This is a genomic window from Butyrivibrio sp., from assembly GCF_024699075.1.
In genome coordinates, this window is record NZ_JAILQF010000262.1 from 1 (window position 1) to 3,667 (window position 3,667).

The window sequence follows — 3,667 nt, forward strand, 5'->3', positions numbered from 1 at the left end:
TGGTCAAGTCTGTGAATAAGTCCGACATAAGGCTCTCCCTTAAGTCTTATCTTATTCTTCCTTGCCTGCCTGACAAGGTGAGTCTTAACAAGTGAGACCATATCTTTACTGCGAAGATCTGCCGACTGCGTCGCAACTCCTGCTGCCTTATGGCACACTATAATATTGTCATCTTCATATATTATCTGCATATCTTAAAACCTACTATAATATCTATATCAGAGTCATTCATGGACATAATATAATGACATTGCCATTAAATGCAATTCCCATATCAGTTATGTCCTATTCCAACTACTACCTTTACTGCACCTAATTTTGGTTTTTATACTATTTTACTGCATGATACAGCACTTGGCACTTGTATTTATAAAAATGATATAATGAATATACCTTCAAAATTCGTATTCAGCGAACTATATCTCTGTAAAAAGAGGACCTTTATTGTGAAAGTCTTAAAGAACGAGCTTTTTGATGAATTCAAATGCCTCGCGGGGGAATGTCCTGAGACCTGCTGCTATGGCTGGCGCATAATAGTTGATGATGAAACCAAAAAAAGGATCCTTGAAAAAGACGGTATCTGGGGCAAATGCCTTCGATTCAGTCTTCAAGGCCCTGACAAGAACTACTTCAACTACGACAGCGGCAGCTGTATATTTCATGGGATAAACGGACTTTGCAATGTTCAGAAAAAACTTGGCACAGAATATATGCCGGAAATCTGCCGCAAATATCCACGTGAGATCAGAAATTATGGCTCTTTTGCCACTAAACATCTGGACCTTTCGTGTGTACATGTAAGTCAGATGCTTCTTGCAAGGCAGCAAAGACCTGCACTAATAGAATGCGACGAAGAATGTGAGCGCGACAGACATGGTAGCAACGACGACCCCCAGTTCGAAGAGATCGTACTTACTTCACAAAAAGAAATAATCCAAATGCTTAATGTCAAACCACAGCTTCTCTTTGATCCTGCCACTATGGACCGTATACTTCATGCCCTGCTTGCCTATTGCCAGTATGCGCAGGATACTGTCCTTGCGCACAAAGATATGAAGCTTACTAAAGAAGATGGTATGCCTTCATATTTTTATGAGCTTTGTAAAAGTGATGACATGCCTGATGCAGGAAGATCTTATTTCCCGCTTCCTATCATGGCTCTTAACAGACTTATTAATACCCAGTTTGACCTTCAGGATTCAAGGCCTTTTTCCATGATCAACAGAACAATCGAATGGTATCACCATAAATTTGATCTAAAAACCGAGATTGAAGGCCAGAAGGTATGGACCAGGATGGTAAAAGAGTTTTTGAGAGAAGATCCGTCCCGTATGGAAGCTATCCTTCGCTATCTTCAATATGATGTACAGCAGTGCTACGCAGAAATATACGAAAACTATAGTTTTGTTCATTTTGCTGTGTCTGCTATCATGCATGTGAATATGTTCCTGTTCCTGATGGTCAATTATAACAGGAAGAAAAAATTAACCCAGGATTCTATGGCAAAGCTTCTGTCCGCCTACGAACGCGCAGCCTGCCATAACCTGGGCCTTAATAAAGATATGTATGCAATTGTATGTGACTATCTTCCGATACAGACATTGGAACTTGGTTGACATTCTCCCATGGTTAAAACCATGGGCTTTCTCGCTTGCTTATTTGTAAATCTAACTAAAAAGGCTCCCCATACAATCTATCTGATCGTGGGGAGTCTTAATAATTAGATTCATCTATGTATTTATATCAGTCAAGATGCTCCATCATATATTCAACAAGCCTTGCACAATCCTTGGCTGCCTTAGCTTCGAATTCCGGATATTCAACCTCTGCTGAGCCATCAGCTTTATCGGATATGGCTCTTATTATTACAAAGGGTACATCATTAAGGAATGATGCCTGAGCAATTGCTGCGCCCTCCATCTCAGTACATAAAGCACCAAACTCTTTTAATGGCTCCTTGGATACACCACCGCCAATAAACTGATCTCCGCTTATAACACGGCCTTCAAAGATTCCAAGATCAGGATTTGCAGCCTTTATAGCCTCTTTGGCCTTATCTCTGAGCCACTTGTCAGCCACGAACTCGCGTCTTCCAAGCTGAGGAACTTCACCCTTCTTGTATCCAAAGATTGTAGCATCTACATCGTGATAGCATGCGTCTGTTGAAAGGACTATATCTCCTATATTGATCCTTGCATCCATAGAGCCTGCAACACCTGTATTGATAATATGTGTTACCTTGAACTCATCAACAAGGATCTGAACACATATACCTGCATTAACCTTGGCTACTCCACTCTTAACAACTACTACCTCTGTAGCTCCGATCGTGCCTTCAAAAAATTCCATAGACGCACGGCTAAGAGTTCTTTTTATAGTCATGTCTTTTTTAAGGGTAGCAACTTCAACATCCATTGCACCTATGATACCAATCTTATATGACATTACATGCCTCCTATATATTTGCACCTATAATAATAATCTTTCTTAAGTAAATTCTCTCGATAATAATCCTTAGATGTCCTTGTATTAAGAACCATAATAAGATTACCAGATATTTCTTATTTAGAGCCCGTAGTTTACTCCGGATACACCAGACACTCTTCTTTAATATTATAAAGAGTGTTCTCAAGATATCTGTTTGCAAGGAAGTTAGCCATAGGAAGGTTCTGATCAAGATAATTGCCACAGTCTCTTGCAGCTGCTCCCGGTATATCTCCCTTAAAGTCTCTTATAAATTCATACATTCTGGTGATAAGAGGAGCGACCTCTTTGCTTGTAAGATCACCGGCAAGTACAAGATAAAAACCTGTTCTGCATCCCATAGGTCCAAAATAGATAACTCTGTCCTTGTACTCAGGATCATTTCTTAAAAATGTTGCTCCAAGATGCTCTATTGTATGCATTTCTGCTGTATTCATAACAGGTTCTCTGTTAGGAGCTGTCATTCTAAGGTCAAAAGTTGTTATTGTTTCTACTCCTACCTTGTCCTGTCTTGAAACATAGACGCCCGGGAGCAGGTCTAAATGATTAACTGTAAAACTTGCTATTTTTTCCATTACAATCCTTTCTCCGATCATGGATTTAAGACATATATTTAAGATGAACGCTTGTCACCTTAATTTACTCATTGTTCGCATACAGTTTAACAGATTTCAATCTTATTTTGAAGTTATTTTTGGTTGACATATAATATGTATTCAAGCTAACATTAATGCGGTAGGAGTAGCGCCGTTTTGGCGCAGCGCAGCGAAGGTGCCGGCAAAGCTTCTTCGTGGATAGGCGCAGGGAAGAGACAGCGCAGTGGCTTTTTGAATTCAAAAAGCACCCGCGACCTGTCTCTTTCACATTTTAGGGGATAATATACGAGAGGTTTTAGTTTTATGACATTAGAAGAGCTATGCAGTAGGCTTTCAATATCAGAAGCTACGGGTAAGAACTGGCTTAGACTTGGTAAGATCTCGCCAGATGTATTGTCATCTCCAGAACCATCTTTTTCCAAAGAATATGCAGATTCTCTAATAGAAGATATATCTTCCGGCAAGGTCAAGGCTCTTATCAGCCGCCGCAACAAGAAATATGTCTCCGGATCCTTTTTCTATGACTCGTATGTACCCAAAGATTCAGATTGCCTCCCTAAAGTCAGGGAGATTTCAAAGTATCTTAA

3 protein-coding genes and 2 pseudogenes are annotated in these 3,667 nt (G+C 40.0%); 2 read left to right on the forward strand and 3 right to left on the reverse strand.

Features of this window, described 5'->3' with window-relative positions:
• Positions 1 to 191 (reverse strand): annotated as a pseudogene (locus tag K6G87_RS10865) (RluA family pseudouridine synthase); the annotation flags it as partial.
• 255 nt (positions 192 to 446) lie between these two features.
• On the opposite strand from K6G87_RS10865, the gene fliB reads away from it, so the two are divergent.
• Complete coding sequence (gene fliB, locus K6G87_RS10870) at positions 447 to 1,616, forward strand: flagellin lysine-N-methylase (RefSeq protein WP_296836964.1); 1,170 nt, start codon at positions 447 to 449, stop codon at positions 1,614 to 1,616.
• Positions 1,617 to 1,743: 127 nt separating this feature from the next.
• Here fliB and K6G87_RS10875 read toward each other — a convergent pair whose 3' ends face one another.
• Both K6G87_RS10875 and K6G87_RS10880 read right to left on the reverse strand, forming a co-directional pair.
• The gene (locus K6G87_RS10875) at positions 1,744 to 2,445 is read right to left on the reverse strand and encodes a 5'-methylthioadenosine/adenosylhomocysteine nucleosidase (RefSeq protein ID WP_296836967.1); all 702 of its coding nucleotides are present in this window, start codon (positions 2,443 to 2,445) and stop codon (positions 1,744 to 1,746) included.
• Between the two features lie 134 nt (positions 2,446 to 2,579).
• A complete protein-coding gene (locus tag K6G87_RS10880) occupies positions 2,580 to 3,059 on the reverse strand; it encodes an S-ribosylhomocysteine lyase (RefSeq protein WP_296836969.1) in 480 nt (159 codons plus the stop codon).
• Positions 3,060 to 3,383: 324 nt separating this feature from the next.
• Here K6G87_RS10880 and K6G87_RS10885 point away from each other — a divergent pair.
• A pseudogene (locus K6G87_RS10885) lies at positions 3,384 to 3,667 on the forward strand (TaqI-like C-terminal specificity domain-containing protein); the annotation flags it as partial.

Excerpts from the sequence above, each read along its gene's own strand:
- K6G87_RS10880 (WP_296836969.1), bottom strand. The coding sequence starts at position 3,059 with ATGGAAAAAATAGCAAGTTTTACAGTTAATCATTTAGACCTGCTCCCG.
- K6G87_RS10875 (WP_296836967.1), bottom strand. The coding sequence starts at position 2,445 with ATGTCATATAAGATTGGTATCATAGGTGCAATGGATGTTGAAGTTGCT.